This is a genomic window from Pantoea sp. ACRSC, assembly GCF_022346785.1.
GTDB classification, from domain to species: domain Bacteria; phylum Pseudomonadota; class Gammaproteobacteria; order Enterobacterales; family Enterobacteriaceae; genus Pantoea; species Pantoea alvi.
Genome location: NZ_JAKRNN010000019.1, coordinates 68,065 through 86,730 on the forward strand (window position 1 = coordinate 68,065; position 18,666 = coordinate 86,730).

General features: G+C 59.1%; 18 protein-coding genes and 1 rRNA gene. 11 read left to right on the forward strand and 8 right to left on the reverse strand.

Features of this window, described 5'->3' with window-relative positions:
* Positions 1-2: 2 nt before the first annotated feature.
* From lpxB to MHZ97_RS17170, 8 genes are all read left to right on the forward strand, one after another.
* Positions 3-1,151, forward strand: a complete 1,149-nt coding sequence (lpxB, locus tag MHZ97_RS17135; protein WP_239315193.1) for a lipid-A-disaccharide synthase — start codon at positions 3-5, stop codon at positions 1,149-1,151.
* Positions 1,144-1,770, forward strand: coding sequence for a ribonuclease HII (gene rnhB, locus MHZ97_RS17140; protein WP_239315194.1), 627 nt, complete (start codon positions 1,144-1,146; stop codon positions 1,768-1,770). Before lpxB ends, rnhB begins: the two co-directional genes overlap by 8 nt.
* Before the next feature lie 31 nt (positions 1,771-1,801).
* Positions 1,802-5,284: a DNA polymerase III subunit alpha gene (gene dnaE / locus MHZ97_RS17145; RefSeq protein WP_103794009.1), complete on the forward strand. Its 3,483-nt coding sequence runs from the start codon at positions 1,802-1,804 to the stop codon at positions 5,282-5,284.
* Between the two features lie 12 nt (positions 5,285-5,296).
* Positions 5,297-6,253: an acetyl-CoA carboxylase carboxyl transferase subunit alpha gene (gene accA / locus MHZ97_RS17150; protein WP_033793575.1), complete on the forward strand. Its 957-nt coding sequence runs from the start codon at positions 5,297-5,299 to the stop codon at positions 6,251-6,253.
* A 145-nt stretch (positions 6,254-6,398) separates the two neighbouring features.
* A complete protein-coding gene (locus MHZ97_RS17155; RefSeq protein ID WP_103794010.1) occupies positions 6,399-8,537 on the forward strand; it encodes a lysine decarboxylase LdcC in 2,139 nt (712 codons plus the stop codon).
* Positions 8,538-8,625: 88 nt separating this feature from the next.
* Positions 8,626-9,015 carry a VOC family protein gene (locus MHZ97_RS17160; RefSeq protein WP_033749603.1) on the forward strand — a complete coding sequence of 130 codons (390 nt, stop codon included), beginning with the start codon at positions 8,626-8,628 and terminating at the stop codon, positions 9,013-9,015.
* Between the two features lie 50 nt (positions 9,016-9,065).
* The gene (gene tilS, locus MHZ97_RS17165) at positions 9,066-10,385 is read left to right on the forward strand and encodes a tRNA lysidine(34) synthetase TilS (RefSeq protein WP_239315195.1); all 1,320 of its coding nucleotides are present in this window, start codon (positions 9,066-9,068) and stop codon (positions 10,383-10,385) included.
* Positions 10,382-10,690 (forward strand): cytochrome c, encoded by a 309-nt coding sequence (locus MHZ97_RS17170; RefSeq protein WP_103794012.1) that lies wholly within the window; start codon positions 10,382-10,384, stop codon positions 10,688-10,690. The genes tilS and MHZ97_RS17170 overlap by 4 nt, the downstream gene beginning before the upstream one ends.
* Before the next feature lie 37 nt (positions 10,691-10,727).
* Here the strand turns inward: MHZ97_RS17170 and rof are convergent, their stop codons facing one another.
* Positions 10,728-10,988, reverse strand: coding sequence for a Rho-binding antiterminator (gene rof, locus MHZ97_RS17175; RefSeq protein WP_033749607.1), 261 nt, complete (start codon positions 10,986-10,988; stop codon positions 10,728-10,730).
* Positions 10,975-11,175 carry a YaeP family protein gene (locus MHZ97_RS17180; protein WP_033749608.1) on the reverse strand — a complete coding sequence of 67 codons (201 nt, stop codon included), beginning with the start codon at positions 11,173-11,175 and terminating at the stop codon, positions 10,975-10,977. The genes rof and MHZ97_RS17180 overlap by 14 nt, the downstream gene beginning before the upstream one ends.
* 208 nt (positions 11,176-11,383) lie before the next feature.
* Between MHZ97_RS17180 and arfB the strand changes: the two genes are divergently transcribed.
* The gene (gene arfB / locus MHZ97_RS17185; RefSeq protein ID WP_103794013.1) at positions 11,384-11,794 is read left to right on the forward strand and encodes an alternative ribosome rescue aminoacyl-tRNA hydrolase ArfB; all 411 of its coding nucleotides are present in this window, start codon (positions 11,384-11,386) and stop codon (positions 11,792-11,794) included.
* Positions 11,795-11,825: 31 nt separating this feature from the next.
* Here arfB and proS read toward each other — a convergent pair whose 3' ends face one another.
* The 6 genes from proS to metN all read right to left on the reverse strand — a co-directional run bounded on the left by proS (position 11,826) and on the right by metN (position 17,401).
* Entirely contained in the window at positions 11,826-13,547 is a 1,722-nt protein-coding gene (gene proS / locus MHZ97_RS17190) for a proline--tRNA ligase (protein WP_103794014.1), read from the reverse strand.
* Between the two features lie 69 nt (positions 13,548-13,616).
* Entirely contained in the window at positions 13,617-14,345 is a 729-nt protein-coding gene (gene tsaA, locus MHZ97_RS17195; protein WP_239315196.1) for a tRNA (N6-threonylcarbamoyladenosine(37)-N6)-methyltransferase TrmO, read from the reverse strand.
* On the reverse strand, positions 14,342-14,737 hold the full coding sequence (rcsF, locus tag MHZ97_RS17200; RefSeq protein WP_103794016.1) for an Rcs stress response system protein RcsF: 396 nt from the start codon (positions 14,735-14,737) through the stop codon (positions 14,342-14,344). The genes tsaA and rcsF overlap by 4 nt, the downstream gene beginning before the upstream one ends.
* 133 nt (positions 14,738-14,870) lie before the next feature.
* The gene (locus tag MHZ97_RS17205) at positions 14,871-15,686 is read right to left on the reverse strand and encodes a MetQ/NlpA family lipoprotein (protein ID WP_103794017.1); all 816 of its coding nucleotides are present in this window, start codon (positions 15,684-15,686) and stop codon (positions 14,871-14,873) included.
* 37 nt (positions 15,687-15,723) lie between these two features.
* Positions 15,724-16,377, reverse strand: coding sequence for a methionine ABC transporter permease MetI (locus tag MHZ97_RS17210; RefSeq protein ID WP_224481544.1), 654 nt, complete (start codon positions 16,375-16,377; stop codon positions 15,724-15,726).
* The gene (gene metN / locus MHZ97_RS17215) at positions 16,370-17,401 is read right to left on the reverse strand and encodes a methionine ABC transporter ATP-binding protein MetN (RefSeq protein WP_103794019.1); all 1,032 of its coding nucleotides are present in this window, start codon (positions 17,399-17,401) and stop codon (positions 16,370-16,372) included. Before metN ends, MHZ97_RS17210 begins: the two co-directional genes overlap by 8 nt.
* Positions 17,402-17,601: 200 nt before the next feature.
* On the opposite strand from metN, the gene gmhB reads away from it, so the two are divergent.
* Together gmhB and MHZ97_RS17225 are read left to right on the forward strand one after the other, a co-directional pair.
* Complete coding sequence (gene gmhB, locus MHZ97_RS17220; RefSeq protein WP_103794020.1) at positions 17,602-18,162, forward strand: D-glycero-beta-D-manno-heptose 1,7-bisphosphate 7-phosphatase; 561 nt, start codon at positions 17,602-17,604, stop codon at positions 18,160-18,162.
* Positions 18,163-18,564: 402 nt separating this feature from the next.
* A 16S ribosomal RNA gene (locus MHZ97_RS17225) occupies positions 18,565-18,666 on the forward strand; the annotation flags it as partial.

Genomic DNA, 18,666 nt, shown 5'->3' on the forward strand with positions numbered 1-18,666 from the left:
TCATGTCAGAGCGTCCCCTTACGATAGCCCTGGTCGCCGGAGAAACCTCCGGCGATATTCTCGGCGCCGGTCTTATCCGCGCGCTTAAAGCGCGCCATCCCGACGCTCACTTCGTCGGCGTGGCGGGCCCGCGCATGCAGGCCGAAGGCTGCGAAACCTGGTACGAGATGGAAGAGCTGGCGGTGATGGGCATCGTAGAGGTGCTCGGCCGTCTGCCGCGCCTGATGAAAATCGGCCGCGACCTGACGCAGCGCTTTACCGAACTCAAGCCGGACGTCTTCGTCGGTATCGATGCGCCCGATTTCAATATCACGCTGGAAGGGCGGCTGAAGCGCAACGGCATTCGCACCATTCACTACGTCAGCCCATCGGTGTGGGCGTGGCGACAAAAGCGCGTGTTTAAGATTGGCCGTAATACCAATCTGGTGCTCGCGTTTTTACCCTTTGAAAAAGCGTTTTACGATCGCTTTCACGTGCCGTGCCGCTTTATCGGCCATACCATGGCGGATGCGATGCCGCTGCAGCCGGACAAGTCCGCCGCGCGCCGCGCGCTGGGCATCAGCGACGAGGCGCTCTGCCTTGCGCTGCTGCCCGGCAGCCGCCATGCGGAGGTGGAGATGCTCAGCGCCGATTTTCTGCGGGCGGCGCAGCTGCTGCGCGTACGCTATCCGGCGCTGGAAATCGTCGTGCCGCTGGTCAACGCGAAGCGTCGCGCGCAGTTTGAACAGATCAAAGCAGAGGTCGCGCCTGAAGTGCCGATGCATCTGCTGGACGGTCAGGGGCGCGAGGCGATGATTGCGAGCGACGCTGCAATCCTGGCATCTGGCACCGCCGCGCTGGAGTGTATGCTGGCAAAATGTCCGATGGTGGTTGGCTATCGTATGAAGCCCTCAACCTTCTGGCTGGCGAAGCGGCTGGTGAAGACGCCTTACGTCTCGCTGCCTAACCTGCTGGCGGGGCGCGAGCTGGTGAAAGAGCTGCTGCAGGAGGAGTGTGAACCGCACGCGCTGGCGGCGGCGCTCGAGCCGCTGCTGCATGCCGGTCCGCAACGCGACGCGCTGCTCGCGACCTTCAGCGAGCTGCATCAGCAGATTCGCTGGAACGCAGACGAACAGGCAGCGGACGCCGTACTGGAGATCGCCAATGGCTGATTTTATCTATCCCGATGCCCGCCTGATTGCGGGCGTTGACGAAGTGGGCCGCGGCCCGCTGGTCGGCGCGGTCGTCACGGCGGCGGTTATTCTCGATCCCACAAGGCCGATTCAGGGGCTGGCGGACTCGAAGAAACTGTCGGAAAAGCGCCGCCTCGCCCTGTTTGACGAGATTAAAGAAAAAGCGCTGGCGTGGAGTTTAGGCCGCGCCGAGCCGGAGGAGATCGACCGGCTCAATATTCTGCACGCCACCATGCTGGCGATGCAGCGCGCGGTCGCAGGCCTGGCCATCACGCCCGATTTCGTGCTGGTAGACGGCAACCGCACGCCCGCGCTGCCGATGCCCTCGCAGGCGGTGGTGAAGGGCGACAGCCTGGTTGCGGAGATCAGCGCGGCGTCGATTATCGCCAAGGTCTCCCGCGACAGCGAAATGGCGGAGCTGGATCGGCTCTTTCCCCAGTATGGCTTCGCGCAGCACAAAGGCTATCCCACCGCGCTGCATATGGAAAAACTGACGCTGCACGGCGCCACGCCGCATCACCGCCGCAGCTTTGCGCCGGTGCGCAACGCCCTGATCGACGCTGAAGTCCTGGCCGCTGGCCAGCCAGCTACGCTTTAATAGCCTGATGCTGTTTTAACCGGAAACCGATATGGCTGAACCCCGTTTTATACATCTGCGTGTCCACAGTGACTACTCTATGGTCGATGGCCTGGCGAAAACCGGGCCGCTGGTCAAGAAGGCGGCTGCGCTCGGCATGCCGGCCATCGCTATCACGGACTTTATGAACCTGTGCGGGCTGGTGCGTTTCTACGGCAGCGCGCACGGCGCGGGGATCAAACCGATTATCGGCGCGGACTTCAAGGTCGCCAGCGAACTGATGGGCGACGAGCTGACCCAGCTGACGGTGCTGGCCGCCAACAATACCGGCTATCAGAACCTGACGCTGCTGATCTCGCGCGCTTACCAGCGCGGCTACGGCATCGCCGGCCCGGTTATCGATCGCGACTGGCTGCAGGAGCTGAGCGAAGGATTAATTCTGCTCTCCGGCGGACGCTGCGGCGACGTGGGCCGCAGCCTGCTGCGCGGCAACAGCGCGCTGGTGGCGCAGTGCCTCGACTTCTATCAGACTCACTTTCCCGATCGCTACTACCTTGAACTGATGCGCACCGGCCGCGCCGACGAAGAGAGCTATCTGCACGCTGCGGTTGAGCTTGCCATCGCCGAGGGCGTGCCGGTGGTCGCCACCAATGAGGTCTGCTTCCTTAACGAAGAAGATTTCGACGCCCATGAAATCCGCGTGGCGATCCATGACGGCTATACGCTGGACGATCCCAAACGCCCGCGCAACTACAGTCCTCAGCAATATATGCGCAGCGAAGAGGAGATGTGCGAGCTCTTCTCGGACATCCCGGAAGCGCTGGAAAACAGCGTAGAGATTGCTAAGCGCTGCAACGTTACGGTGCGCCTCGGCGAGTACTTCCTGCCGCAGTTCCCGACCGGCGATATGACCACCGAAGATTTCCTGGTGATGAAGTCGCGCGAAGGGCTGGAAGAACGCCTTGAGTTCCTCTTTCCCGACCCGGCGGTGCGCGCGGAGAAGCGGCCGGAATATGACGAGCGTCTGGAGATTGAGCTTAACGTTATCAACCAGATGGGCTTCCCCGGCTACTTCCTGATCGTAATGGAGTTTATCCAGTGGTCGAAAGATAACGGTATTCCGGTCGGGCCGGGACGCGGCTCCGGCGCCGGTTCGCTGGTCGCCTACGCCCTGAAGATCACCGATCTCGATCCGCTGGAGTTCGATCTGCTGTTCGAACGCTTCCTGAACCCGGAACGCGTCTCGATGCCGGACTTCGACGTCGACTTCTGTATGGAGAAGCGCGACCAGGTGATCGATCACGTCGCCGAAATGTACGGGCGCGAAGCGGTATCGCAGATCATCACCTTCGGCACCATGGCGGCGAAAGCGGTTATCCGCGACGTCGGCCGCGTGCTGGGGCATCCGTACGGCTTCGTTGACCGCATCTCCAAGCTGATCCCGCCCGATCCCGGCATGACGCTGGAGAAAGCCTTCGCTGTCGAGCCGCAGCTGCCGGAAATGTATGATGCGGACGAAGAGGTCAAAGCGCTGATTGACATGGCGCGCAAGCTGGAAGGCGTCACGCGTAACGCCGGCAAGCACGCCGGCGGCGTGGTTATCGCCCCGACGCAGATCACCGACTTTGCGCCGCTCTACTGCGACGAAAACGGCAACCATCCGGTGACGCAGTTCGACAAGAACGATGTGGAGTATGCCGGGCTGGTGAAGTTTGACTTCCTGGGTCTGCGCACGCTCACCATCATCGACTGGGCGCTGAAGATGATCAACCCGCGCCGGGAGAAGCAGGGGCTGCCGCCTATCGATATCGCCGCTATCCCACTGGATGATAAAAAGAGCTTCGACATGCTGCAGCGCGCGGAAACCACGGCGGTGTTCCAGCTTGAATCGCGCGGCATGAAAGACCTGATTAAACGCCTGAAGCCGGACTGCTTTGAAGATATGATCGCGCTGGTGGCGCTGTTCCGCCCCGGTCCGCTGCAGTCGGGCATGGTAGATAACTTTATCGACCGTAAGCACGGGCGCGAGGCGATCTCCTACCCGGATATTCAGTGGCAGCATGAGAGCCTGAAGCCGGTGCTGGAACCCACCTACGGCATTATCCTCTATCAGGAACAGGTAATGCAGATTGCCCAGGTGCTCTCCGGCTATACGCTGGGCGGCGCGGATATGCTGCGCCGCGCAATGGGTAAAAAGAAACCGGAAGAGATGGCCAAGCAGCGCTCGGTGTTTAAAGAGGGCGCGGAACGCATGGGCATCGACGGCGAGCTGTCGATGAAGATCTTCGACCTGGTGGAAAAATTCGCCGGCTACGGCTTTAACAAATCGCACTCCGCCGCCTATGCGCTGGTTTCTTACCAGACGCTATGGCTGAAGGCGCACTATCCGGCCGAGTTTATGGCGGCGGTAATGACTGCCGATATGGATAACACCGAGAAGGTGGTTGGTCTGGTGGATGAGTGCTGGCGCATGGGCCTGAAGGTGCTGCCGCCCGATATCAACTCCGGCCTTTATCAGTTCCACGTTAACGACGACGGCGAGATCGTTTACGGCATCGGGGCGATCAAAGGCGTTGGTGAAGGCCCGATCGAAGCGATCATCGAGGCGCGCAACCAGGATGGCTATTTCCGCGAGCTGTTCGATCTCTGCGCGCGCACCGACACCAAAAAGATCAACCGCCGCGTGATGGAGAAGCTGATCATGTCCGGCGCCTTCGATCGTCTCGGCCCGCACCGCGCGGCGCTGATGAGTTCGCTTGGCGACGCGCTGAAGGCGGCAGATCAGCACGCGAAAGCAGAGGCGATCGGCCAGGCTGATATGTTCGGCGTGCTGGCGGAAGAGCCGGAGCAGGTTGAGAAATCCTACGCCAGCGTCACCCCCTGGCCGGAGCAGGTGCAGCTCGACGGCGAGCGGGAAACGCTCGGCCTCTATCTCACCGGCCATCCGATTAATCAGTATCTGAAAGAGATTGAACGCTATGTGGGCGGCATGCGCCTGAAGGACATGCATCCCACCGAGCGTGGTAAAATTACCGTTGCTGCCGGTCTGGTGGTGGCGGCGCGCGTGATGGTGACCAAGCGCGGCAACCGAATTGGTATCTGTACTCTGGACGACCGTTCCGGCCGTCTGGAGGTGATGTTATTTACCGATGCGTTAGATAAATACCAGCAGTTGCTGGAGAAAGACCGTATCCTGATCGTCAGCGGACAGGTCAGCTTTGATGACTTCAGCGGCGGCCTTAAAATGACCGCCCGGGAAGTCATGGACATTGACGAAGCGCGCGAAAAATACGCGCGCGGACTTGCTATCTCGCTGACGGACAGGCAAATTGATGACCAGCTATTAAACCGGCTCCGCCAGTCTCTCGAGCCCCATCGCTCGGGGACGATTCCGGTGAATCTCTACTATCAGAGAGCCGACGCGCGAGCGAAGCTACGCTTTGGTGCAGCGTGGCGTATTTCGCCCAGCGATCGCCTGCTCAACGAACTGCGTTCGTTGATAGGGTCGGAGCAGGTTGAACTGGAGTTTGACTAAAACAGGAACATTATGAGTCTTAATTACCTGGATTTTGAACAGCCGATCGCGGAACTTGAAGCGAAAATTGATTCGCTTACGTCGATTGGTCGTCAGGATGATAAACACATTAATCTGGATGAAGAGGTACAGCGCCTGCGCGAGAAAAGCGTTGAGCTGACCCGTAAAATCTTCGCCGATTTGGGCGCATGGCAGGTCGCGCAGCTGGCGCGCCATCCGCTGCGTCCTTATACGCTTGACTACGTTCGCAACGCTTTTGACGACTTTGACGAGCTGGCTGGCGATCGCGCCTATGCCGACGACAAAGCGATTGTCGGCGGTATCGCCCGTCTCGACGGCCGCCCGGTAATGATCATTGGTCATCAAAAAGGTCGCGAAACCAAAGAGAAAATCCGCCGCAACTTCGGTATGCCGGCGCCGGAAGGCTACCGCAAAGCGCTGCGTCTGATGGAGATGGCCGAGCGCTTTAAAATGCCGCTGATCACCTTTATCGACACGCCGGGTGCCTATCCGGGCGTGGGCGCGGAAGAGCGTGGACAGTCGGAAGCGATCGCGCGCAACCTGCGTGAAATGTCCGGTCTGAAAATTCCGGTTATCTGCACCGTGATCGGCGAAGGCGGCTCAGGCGGCGCGCTGGCGATCGGCGTGGGCGACAAAGTGAATATGCTGCAGTACAGCACCTACTCGGTGATTTCGCCGGAAGGCTGCGCCTCAATTCTGTGGAAAAGCGCGGATAAAGCCCCGCTGGCGGCAGAAGCGATGGGCATTACGGCCAACCGTCTGAAAGAGCTGAAGCTGATCGACTCGATCATCCCTGAACCGCTGGGCGGCGCGCACCGTCAGCCGGTGGATATGGCGCTGTCGCTGAAAAATCAGCTGCTGGCGGATCTGGCCGATCTCGACAGCCTGAGCACTGAAGAGCTGCTCGATCGTCGCTATCAGCGTCTGATGAGCTACGGCTACGCTTAAGCGTATTCAGCGGTAAAAAGCGGACTCCGGTCCGCTTTTTTTATGCCTCTGATTTACCGACTGGCAACAGAGTAGAGCATTCCGACGTACCCAATCGCCATCCTTCGCTATGATTAGCCCTGCCACATTAAAAGGGAGGTGCGCATTGAATATTCTGGCGATTATGGGTTCACACGGCATGTTCTACAAAGACGAGCCGCTGCGCGAACTGAATACGGCGCTGACGCAGCAGGGCTTTCAGCTGATTTATCCCACTAATATCGACGACCTGCTGAAGCTAATAGAGCATAACCCGCGCATCTGCGGCGTGATCTTTGACTGGGATGCGCACAACAGTCCGGCGCTCTGCGCCGATATCAATCAGCTCAATGAATATCTGCCGCTCTATGCCTTTATCAACACCCATTCGCAGATGGATGTCAGCATCAACGAGATGCGTATGGCGCTGCACTTCTTTGAATACGCGCTGAGCGCCGCAGATGATATTGCGCTGCATATCCGCCAGTACACCGACGACTATATTGAGCAGATTACGCCGCCGCTGACCAGGGCGCTGTTTACCTACGTGAAAGAGGGCAAGTACACCTTCTGTACGCCTGGCCATATGGGCGGCACCGCTTTTCAAAAAAGCCCGGTCGGCAGCCTCTTTTACGACTTCTTCGGGGCCAATACGCTCAAGGCGGATATCTCTATCTCCGTGACCGAGCTTGGTTCGCTGCTCGATCATACCGGCCCGCACCTTGAAGCCGAGGAGTATGTCGCGCGCACCTTCGGCGCCGAGCAGAGCTATATGGTGACTAACGGCACCTCAACCTCCAACAAGATTGTCGGTATGTACGCCGCGCCAACCGGCAGCACGGTGCTGATCGACCGCAACTGCCACAAGTCGCTGACGCATCTGCTGATGATGAGCGACATTGTGCCAGTCTGGCTCAAGCCGACGCGCAACGCGCTGGGGATTCTCGGCGGCATTCCTAAACGTGAATTCACCCGCGCCAGCATCGAGCAGAAGGTTGCGGCGACGCCACGCGCCAGCTGGCCGGTGCACGCAGTGATTACCAACTCCACCTACGACGGCCTGCTCTATAACACCCAGTACATCAAGCAGACGCTGGAGGTGCCGTCGATCCATTTCGACTCCGCCTGGGTGCCCTATACCAACTTTCATCCCATCTACGCCGGCAAAAGCGGCATGAGCGGCGAGCGCACGCCCGGCAAAGTGATCTACGAGACGCAGTCGACCCATAAGCTGCTGGCGGCCTTTTCGCAGGCGTCGCTGATCCATATTAAAGGCGACTACGACGAGCACACCTTCAATGAAGCCTACATGATGCACACCACCACCTCGCCCAACTACGCGATTGTATCGTCGATTGAAACGGCGGCGGCGATGCTGCGCGGCAATCCCGGCAAGCGGCTGATCAATCGCTCGGTCGAGCGCGCGCTGCACTTTCGCCGCGAGATCCAGCGCCTGCGCGAGGAGTCCGACAGCTGGTTCTTCGATATCTGGCAGCCGGAGCATATCGACGAAGCCGAATGCTGGCCGATCCAGCCGGGCGAGGAGGCGTGGCACGGCTTTACCCAGGCGGATGCCGATCATATGTATCTCGATCCCATCAAGGTCACTATCCTGACGCCGGGGATGAGCGAGCTGGGCGAAATGGCGGATGAAGGGATCCCGGCGGCGCTGGTGGCGAAATTCCTCGACGAGCGCGGCATCGTGGTAGAGAAAACCGGGCCCTATAACCTGCTGTTTCTGTTCAGCATCGGCATCGACAAGACCCGGGCGATGAGCGTGCTGCGCGGCCTGACCGAGTTTAAGCGCGCCTACGATCTCAACCTGCGGGTGAAAAATATGCTGCCGGATCTCTATGCAGAAGATCCTGACTTCTACCGCAATATGCGCATCCAGACGCTGGCGCAGGGTATCCACCAGCTGATCCGTCAGCACGATCTGCCGCGCCTGATGCTCAAGGCGTTCGACGTGCTGCCGGAAATGAAGATGACGCCGCATCAGGCGTTCCAGCAGCAGGTGCAGGGCAGGGTAGAGACGGTAGATCTGAAACAGCTGGTCGGGCGCGTCTCCGCAAATATGATCCTGCCCTATCCGCCAGGCGTACCGCTGGTGATGCCGGGAGAGATGATCACCGAAGAGAGCCGCGCGGTGCTCGACTTCCTGCTGATGCTCTGCACTATCGGCCGCCACTATCCCGGTTTTGAGACCGATATTCACGGCGCGACGCTGACGGAAGAGGGCGATTATCGCGTTCGGGTGCTGAAATAGAGAAAAAAGGCAGCGGCTTCAGACAATTGCGCATTGCAAGCCGCCGCCGCACGTCTCAGGATAGGCAAAACAGTCAGGGAGTCTATTAATGTTGCAGTTATCTTCTGTTCACCATATCGCCATCATCGCCACAGATTATGCGCGCAGTAAGGCCTTTTACTGCGATGTGCTCGGCTTCAGCCTGATGGGCGAGGTTTACCGCGAGGCGCGCGATTCATGGAAAGGCGATCTGGCGCTGAACGGTCAGTACACCATCGAGCTGTTCTCTTTTCCTTCGCCGCCGGCGCGCGTCAGCCATCCTGAAGCGTGCGGCCTGCGTCATCTGGCCTTTACCGTTCCGGACGTTGGCGCGGCGGTCGCGACGCTGGCGGAAAAAGGCGTGGTGTGCGAACCCATCCGCATCGACGATTTAACCGGCAAGCAGTGCACCTTTTTTGCCGATCCGGATGGTTTGCCGCTGGAGCTCTATCAGGCGTAAAATAGCGCGCGCAGGGGCTGCATCCGGCAGCCCTGATTCTGGAACGCGTCATGCCTTTGTCTCATCTCGCCTCGCTGTTGCCTGACGATGCCGCGCTGGTGGTGGCGTTTAGCGGCGGTCTCGACTCCACCGTGCTGCTGCATCAGCTGGTTAGCTGGCAACAGACGCACCCGCAGGCGCGCCTGCGTGCGCTGCATGTCCATCATGGATTAAGTCCCAACGCCGACGGCTGGGCGGCGCACTGCCTGGCGCTCTGCGAAGCCTGGGCGCTGCGCTGCGAGGTGCTGCGCGTGCATATTGACGCGCGCGAGCAGGGCGTTGAGGGGGCGGCGCGCGCGGCGCGCTATCAGGCGCTGACGGCGGCGATGCAGCCAGAAGAGTGGCTGCTGACCGCGCAGCATCTCGACGATCAGTGTGAAACCCTGCTGCTGGCGCTGAAGCGCGGCAGCGGCCCTGCCGGGCTGGCGGCGATGCCGGTGCGGCACGAGCGCCACGGCCGCGTGCTGCTGCGTCCGCTGCTTACCCAGTCGCGGACGCAGCTTGAAGCCTATGCGCAGCAGCATCAGCTGCGCTGGATCGAAGATGAAAGTAACCAGGACGCGCGCTACGATCGCAATTTTCTGCGCCAGCGTCTGCTGCCTGAACTCCAGGCGCGCTGGCCGCACTTCGCCGCGGCGTGCGCGCGCAGCGCGGCGCTGTGCGGCGAGCAGGAGCAGCTGCTGGACGAACTGCTGGCGGAACAGCTGGCCAGTCTGATGCATCCTGACGGCAGCCTGCATTTTCCGCCGCTCTTGCAGATGAGCGAGACGCGCGCCAACGCGCTGCTGCGGCGCTGGATAGCCCGGAACGGCGCGCCGATGGTGTCGCGCGCCGCGCTGACGCGGCTGCGCCAGGAGGTGATGCTGAGCCGCGAAGATGCGCAGCCGCGCTTGCGCTTTGGCGAGGCGGAGGCGCGCCGCTATCGCGACCGGCTCTACTGGCTGCCGCGCTGCGCCTCGCTAAAAGCGCTGCAGCTGCCCTGGCCCGATCGCCGCACGCCGCTGCCGCTGCCGCAGGGGCTCGGCGTGCTCTGTGCGCGCAGCGCGCCGTCGGCGCTGCGCCAGCCCGACGCGGACGAGCAGATCAGCGTGCGTTTCCATGCGCAGGGCTATTTTCATCTGGCGGGCCGCGCGGGCGGTCGTGAAATCAAGAAGCTGTGGCAGGAGCTGGCGATTCCGCCGTGGCAGCGCGAACGAATCCCGCTGATCTATTACAATCAGACGCTTGTCTGCGCGCCCGGCCTGTTTGTCACCCGGGAAGGCGCCGCCGTTGACGACAGCGGCTGGCAGGCGCTCTGGCTAAATAACGCGTGTGCTGGAGAGCAACTATGAAGAGAGTACTGGCCATCCTGCTGCTGGCGGCGGCGCTGCCGGCGCTGGCCGATGGCGACGTCAACGCGGGCGCGCAGAAGTCGGCCGCCTGCACCGCCTGCCATGGCGCGCAGGGAAAAAGCAGCGTGCCGCTCTATCCCAGTCTGGCGGGACAGAACGCCGCCTATCTTAATCATGCGCTGCAGGCCTATAAAAAAGGCGAGCGCAGCGGCGGGCAGGCGGAGGTCATGAAGGCGTTTGTGGCGGGATTAAGCGAGGGGGATATGGCGGATCTGTCGGCTTACTATGGATCGCTGAAACCTTAGGGAAGGGGGCGGGAATATCCCGCCCGAGGCGCTGTCGTTACTCTTCGCTGACGACAACGGTGCCCAGCTCAGGATGGCTGAAGCTGGCGATGTGATCGAGGCGCAGCTCGCGTGTTTCGCCTGAGAGATCGATAGAAAGGTATTCGACGTTTTTACGTGAAACCATATCCGTCGCTTTTGCCTTTAGCGCTTCCCCGTTTTTCAGGGTCAGCTCAAGGGTCCAGCGTTTCGTGCAGGCGAGTTCCAGGTTGTCGTAATCATCACAGTTGATGGGTCTATAGGCTTCATTCGTCAACATAGTCGCTCACCAGTAAGTTTGCAGCGGCGTAAGCTGCCTGTTCCCTGACAGAAGAGTTTAGCGCAGAATTTGCGGCAATATCATCGAGTGCCTTCAAAACGCATCCGATCGCATCGGGCACATATCCCAGTTCGCCGCTGCCGATCTCGGCATACTTCTGGCGAACCAATTCACAATATTTTTGCACGTTCACCTCCTCAGCAGAGCAAGAATACTCTGGTTGCCTGAGGAACTATATCACAGGCATTTCCAGGATTTCAGCCAGGGTAAAGCAGGATCATCGCGTTGAAAGCGGCTAAAGTGACAGAATCCGCTGGCTACGCGCCATAAACAGCACGCACAAAAGGTTAAGTTGATGAACGGGTTAAACGAGCCAATGCTCTCTCAAGTGACAGATGATTAAAGTTTCACGTACGGTCGAGCTGCCCGATAGCGAAGTTGAGCTAAGCGCCATTCGCGCCCAGGGCGCGGGCGGGCAGCATGTGAATAAAACCAGCACCGCTATCCACCTGCGTTTCGATATCGCCGCGTCGTCGCTGCCGCCGTTTCACAAACAGCGCATGCTGGCGGCGAAGCACCATCTGATTACGCCGGAAGGCATGGTGATAATCAAAGCGCAGGAATATCGCAGCCAGGAGATGAACCGCGAAGCGGCGGTGCAGCGGCTGGTTAATTTGATTCAGGAGCTGACGCGCGTAGAGAAGATCCGTCGCGCTACGCGACCGACGCGCGCGTCGAAAGAGCGGCGGCTGGAAGGGAAAGCGCGGCGCAGTTCGACCAAGTCGATGCGGGGAAAAGTGCTGTAAAAAAACGCCCCCGAGGTCGGGGGCGGGAAGATTATGACTTGTTAAGCGCTTTCAGCAGGAAGTCGACGATTTCGCTCTGCTTAATCATCTCTTTCTCGCCGGCGCGACGCGCTTTGTACTCGATCTCTTCGTTATCGAGATTGCGGTCGCCGATAACGATAGTGTGCGGCACGCCAATCAGCTCCATATCGGCGAACATCACGCCCGGACGCTCTTTACGGTCGTCGAGGATCACCTCAACGCCTTTGGCGCGCAGGGTGTGGTAAAGCTCTTCCGCCAGCTCTTTCACGCGGAAAGATTTGTGCATATTCATCGGCAGAATCGCGACGTCGAACGGTGCCAGCGCCGCAGGCCAGATAATGCCGCGATCGTCGTGGTTCTGCTCAATTGCCGCCGCGACAACGCGCGTAATGCCGATACCATAGCAGCCCATGGTTAACACCTGATTGCGGCCATCTTCGCCCTGAACCGCCGCTTTCATCGCTTCCGAGTATTTGGTGCCGAGCTGGAAAATATGGCCCACTTCGATGCCGCGTTTGATCTGCAGCGTGCCTTTGCCGTCCGGGCTTGCATCGCCTTCCACCACGTTGCGGATATCGGCTACGATCGCCTGCGGCAGATCGCGTTCCCAGTTAATGCCGACATAGTGTTTACCGTCGACGTTGGCGCCGGCGCTGAAGTCGCTCATCTTGTCGACGCTGCGATCGGCAACGATCGGCATCGTCAGTCCTACCGGGCCGAGCGAGCCTGGACCTGCGCCCACTGCGGCGCGGATCTCTTCTTCGGTGGCGAACGTCAGCGGCGTGGCGACGATATCAAGCTTCTCTGCTTTGATCTCGTTCATCTCGTGATCGCCGCGCACCAGCAGCGCGACCAGCGTGTGGCCGCTCTCTTCGCTGGCTTTCACCATGAGGGTTTTCACGGTTTTCTCGATCGGCAGCTGGAACTGCTCCACCAGCTCGGCGATGGTTTTGGCGTTCGGCGTATCAATCTGCGCCAGCGCCTGGGTCGGCTGCGGACGATCGCCCGCCGGCGCCACCGCTTCGGCCATTTCGATATTGGCAGCGTAGTCCGATTCGGTTGAGAAGATCACATCATCTTCGCCGCTCTGCGCCAGCACCTGGAATTCGTGCGACGCGCTGCCGCCGATAGAGCCGGTGTCCGCCTGAACTGCGCGGAAGTCGAGGCCCATACGGCTAAAGATGTTGCTGTAGGCGCGGTACATCGCGTCGTAAGTTTCCTGCAGCGACTCCTGCGAGATATGGAAGGAGTAGGCGTCCTTCATAATGAACTCGCGCGAGCGCATTACGCCGAAGCGCGGACGTACTTCATCGCGGAATTTGGTCTGGATCTGATAGAGGTTCAGCGGCAACTGCTTATAGGAGCTGAGCTCGTTACGGATCAGATCGGTGATGACTTCTTCATGCGTCGGACCAAGTACAAACGGGCGCTCGTGGCGGTCGGCCACGCGCAGCAGTTCCGGGCCGTACTGCTCCCAGCGACCGCTCTCCTGCCACAGGTCGGCAGGCTGAACCACCGGCATCGAGATCTCAATCGCGCCCGCGTTGTTCATCTCTTCGCGCACGATGTTTTCGACTTTTTTCAGCACGCGTAAACCGGTCGGCAGCCAGGTATAGAGACCTGAAGCCAGTTTGCGGATCATCCCGGCGCGCAGCATCAGCTGGTGGCTGATCACTTCCGCGTCGGAGGGCGTCTCCTTAAGGGTGGAGAGCAAGTATTGAGTAGTACGCATTGATTAAGGTTCCAGTTGAACGGAAAGTCACTGACAAAAGTTGTGGTGGCGGCTAGTGTACCAGCGAGATCACGGGCTCAAAAGCGCGTTTTCGCGCGGGTCGATGCCGGTCACTTCGGTGCCGGTTTGATCGACGCGCCAGCGCACATTGAAATCGAGCAGCCAGACGGCATATTCGCGCGACTGCGCTTCGCCTTTGCGGTAGGCGGGACGCGGGTCCTGCGCCAGCACCTCCTGGATAAAACGCGCCAGATGGGGATAGCGCTGCCGCTGCTGCGCCAGCTGATGTTCCGCCTGCGGCGAGAAACGCACCGGCATATCGGCCGCGGGCGCCTCCTGTGCGAAGCCGGCCCGCGCCTGCGGCAGCGCTTCGGCAAAGGGGAGATAAGGCTTGATATCCACCACCGGCGTGCCGTCCACCAGATCCAGGCTGCCGAGCTGCAGGATCACCTGACTCTTCCCGCAGCGTATCGCCTTCAGCTCGACCAGCGACATGCCGATGGGGTTCGGGCGAAAGGTCGAGCGCGTTGCGAACACCCCCATGCGGGCATTGCCGCCGAGGCGCGGTGGGCGCACCGTAGGTCGCCAGCCGCCTGCCATGGTCTGATGAAACACGAACAGCACCCAGAGATGGCTGAAACTCTCCAGGCCGCGCACCGCCTCCGGCTGGTTATAGGGCGCCATCAGATGCAGCTCGCCGTGGCCGTCCTGTACCAGACCAGGCTGGCGCGGAACGGCGAATTTCTCTTTCCACGGCGAGCGGATCACGCCGATCTGCTCGAAGGCGAAAGTGCTCATTGATTTACTTTCAGCGCCGAGCCCTGACAGATCGCCTGGCGATAGCAGCCCGGCGTGCTGCTGACGATTTCACACTTATGCAGCAGAACGGCATTGGCTTTCAGGTAAGAGGCTTTAATCTGCAGACGCTTGCGCGCGGTGGCAAGATTCGGCGGCGAATCCTGGCGGCTGCTCTGGCAGTCATCGCCAGCAACTTCGCCCAGATCGCGGAACGGTTTGCTGACCAGATCGGCGGCATCGGTATAAACTTTAACCGGCGCGGGGCGCGGCGCAGGTTTGCGCGCGGGCTCGCGGGATGGCTGCGAATGAGCGGGTGCGCTGCTTATCGGGTGATATTCGTGAACGCACCCGGTCAGCATCAATGCTAACAAGCAGAGCGGTAATAAACGCATGGCAACATCCTCAAGGTTGTAAAAAAGTGGCGTTATTGAAACAAGGACCAGGGGAAATAACAAGTCGCGCCGGATGCGGCGCAAAAGAAAGGGCGGCTAAGCGCCGCCCCGGTCAAAAGTGTCAGGAAAGGGATTACCAGCCTTTCACTGCGCCACCGTTAAAGATTTTGTCCGCGGCTTGCGCGACTTCGTCAGAGTGGTAGGCCTCTACGAATTTCTTCACGTTTTCAGCGTCTTTGTTATCTTCGCGGCTGACGATCAGGTTCACGTACGGCGAATCTTTATCTTCAACGAAGATGCCATCTTTAGCCGGCGTCAGGCCGATCTGGCTGGCGTAAGTGGTGTTGATCACCGCCAGCGCGATCTGCTGGTCATCCAGCGAGCGCGGCAGCTGCGGCGCTTCCAGCTCGACGATCTTCAGGTTTTTTGGGTTCTCGACGATATCCAGCGAGGTAGGCAGCAGGCCAACGCCATCCTTCAGCTTGATCAGGCCCACTTTCTGCAGCAGCAGCAGTGAGCGGCCGAGGTTGGTCGGATCGTTAGGGATAGCAACCTGAGCACCGTTCTGCAGCTCGTCCAGCGATTTGATTTTTTTCGAGTAGCCCGCGATCGGATAGACGAAAGAGTTGCCGACCGGCACCAGCTTGTAGCCGCGATCTTTGATCTGCTGATCCAGATAAGGTTTGTGCTGGAAGGCGTTGGCGTCGATATCGCCTTTGCTCAGCGCTTCGTTTGGCAGCACGTAGTCGTTAAACGTCACCAGCTCGACGTCGAGGCCATACTTATCCTTCGCGACTTTCTGCGCCGCTTCGGCGACCTGCTGCTCTGCGCCAACAATCACGCCCACTTTAATATGGTTAGGATCTTTGGCTTTCTGATCGCATCCTGCCAGCGCAATCACGCCAATCAGTGCACCCACAGCGGCAATTTTTTTAAATGTAATAGTCATATCTCTTCCTTAATGGAGACGTAATGATATTGCTGACTTATTTATGGGACACGGCACGCACGATGCGGTCGCCACAAAACTGAATTAAATACACCAGAACGACCAGTAACACGAGAACCGTATTCATCACCGTCGCGTTGTAGCCGATATACCCGTACTGATAGCCGATCTGTCCCAGCCCGCCTGCGCCGACGGCGCCGCCCATGGCGGAGTAGCCCACCAGCGTTATCAGCGTGATGGTGGCAGCGTTCACCAGGCCAGGCAGCGCTTCCGGCAGCAGCACCTTGCGCACAATCTGCAGTGGCGTAGCACCCATGGCGCGCGACGCTTCGATCAGTCCGGTCGGCAGCTCAAGCAGCGCGTTCTCAACCATACGCGCGATAAAGGGCGCGGCGCCAACGGTCAGCGGGACGATAGCCGCCTGCAGGCCGATAGAGGTGCCGACAATGGCGCGGGTAAAGGGGATCATCCAGACCAGCAGAATAATAAAGGGAATAGAACGGAAAATATTCACCAGCGCGGAGATAGTGCGATAGAGCGCCCGGTTTTCCCGAATCTGTCCCGGACGGGTGACGTAGAGCAGCACGCCGACCGGCAGGCCCAGCACAAAGCCAAAGAAGCCGGAGACAAAGGTCATCATCAGCGTTTCCCAGACGCCGCGCGCCAGTAAAGCCATCATCGCCTCAGACATAACCCAGTACCTCTACTTTCACATGATTTTCCTGCAGCCACGCGATGGCGGCGTTAGCGTCGCTCTCGGCGCCGTCCATTTCGGCCAGCATAATGCCGAACTTCACGCCGCCGGCGTAATCCATCTGCGCGCTGATAATGTTGTTATTAACGTTGAAGCGGCGCGCGGCTTCAGAGAGCAGCGGTGCATCAACGGATTTGCCGGTGAACTCAAGACGCAGCAGCGGCACGCGCTCGGCTGCGGGCTGCGGCACCATACGCTGCTGATAATCTTCCGGGATATCGAGGTGCAGCGTCGACTGGATAAACTGCTGGGCCAGCGGCGTTTTGGGATGAGAGAAGACTTCGCTGACGCTGTCTTTTTCAATCAGCTCGCCATGGCTAATGACCGCCACCTGATCGCAGATGCGCTTCACCACGTCCATCTCATGCGTAATCAGCAGAATGGTCAGGCCGAGGCGACGGTTAATATCTTTCAGCAGCTCGAGGATAGAGCGGGTCGTGGCCGGATCGAGCGCGCTGGTGGCTTCGTCGCACAGCAGCACTTTGGGATTGCTGGCCAGGGCGCGGGCGATAGCGACGCGCTGTTTCTGACCGCCGGAGAGGTTGGCGGGCCAGGCGTCCTGCTTATCCGCCAGGCCGACCAGCTCCAGCAGTTCCGTTACGCGCTTTTTAATCTCTTCGCGCGACAGGCTACCCAGCTCAAGCGGCAGCGCCACGTTGCCGAAGACGGTACGCGAATTCATTAAATTAAAGTGCTGGAAGATCATGCCGATTTGACGGCGCGCCTGCGTCAGCTGACGTTCGCTCAGGAGGGTTAAATCCTGGCCGTCCACCAGTACGCGACCTGAGGTTGGGCGTTCCAGTAAGTTAACGCAGCGGATAAGCGTGCTTTTACCAGCGCCGGACGAGCCGATAACGCCATAAATTTGTCCCGCAGGCACGTGCAGAGTGACGTCAGAGAGCGCCTTAATCGTGCGTGAGCCCTGCTGGAACACTTTGGTAATATTTTCGAGTTTAATCATTAGGTTATTTATTATCGTCTTGCGTTGTCCGTGGTGTGGAACCTTTCGCGGCGATCTTCCGGGCGAAAGCTGAACGGATGGTAAGGCATCCAGACGTCTAAATCAATCAAAGTCATCTTATCTGCCATTCTCTCTTTTATTGCAATCATGCAATACTAGGCGGCAATTTTAGTAGCATCTTTAGTAGCAGGAGTTTCTCAGTGGCGAATAAAGTCCCGGCTGTATTTCTCGATCGTGATGGCACCTTGAACGTCGATCACGGCTATGTCCATGAAATCGACAACTTCCAGTTTATCGACGGCACTATCGAGGCGCTGCAGGAGCTGAAAAAGATGGGGTTTGCGCTGGTGGTCATTACCAATCAGTCTGGCATCGCCCGCGGCATGTTCAGCGAAGACCAGTTTATGCAGCTGACAGAATGGATGGACTGGTCGCTGGCGGACCGCGACGTCGATCTCGACGGCATCTATTTCTGTCCGCACCTGCCGGATGCCCCCGTTGAGGAATATCGTCAGGAGTGTGACTGCCGCAAGCCGCATCCTGGCATGCTGCTCTCCGCGCAGAAGCACCTGGATATCGATATGGCCGCTTCTTATATGGTGGGCGACAAAACGGAAGATGTACTGGCGGGCAAAGCGGCGGGCGTGGGCACAACCGTGCTGGTACGCAGCGGTAAACCCGTTACGGCGGAAGGGGAGGCGGCTGCGGATTGGGTGCTTAACAGTCTCGCTGAGCTGCCTCAGGCGATTAAAAAGCGCTAAAAACGCGCGTTTTGCGCATTAATCAGACGAACGACACAAAACTTTAAAAAAGGGTATTGCGCTCTCTGAACGACTCCCTATAATGCGCCTCCATCGACACGGCACAACGGCTTACGGAATGCGGTGTTGAGGTGATGAAAATCACCGCCGGTTAAAGCGAAAATAAACGCTTGACTGGCACGGAGGAAAGCGTAATATACGCCACCTCGCAGCAGCAGGCTCCGCCGCTGACTGCACCGCTCTTTAACAATTTATCAGACAATCTGTGTGGGCACTCGAGAGCAGATATCAAAAGCCTCCGGGCTTTAAAAAATATCAAGCCTCACGAGTGGACACATAATGACATTCATTATGACGTTTTACAGATGAGCACCGCTTAACTTGTTTAAGCAAATCAAACTTAAATTGAAGAGTTTGATCATGGCTCAGATTGAACGCTGGCGGCAGGCCTAACACATGCAAGTCGAACGGTAGCACAGAGGAGCTTGCTCCTCGGGTGACGAG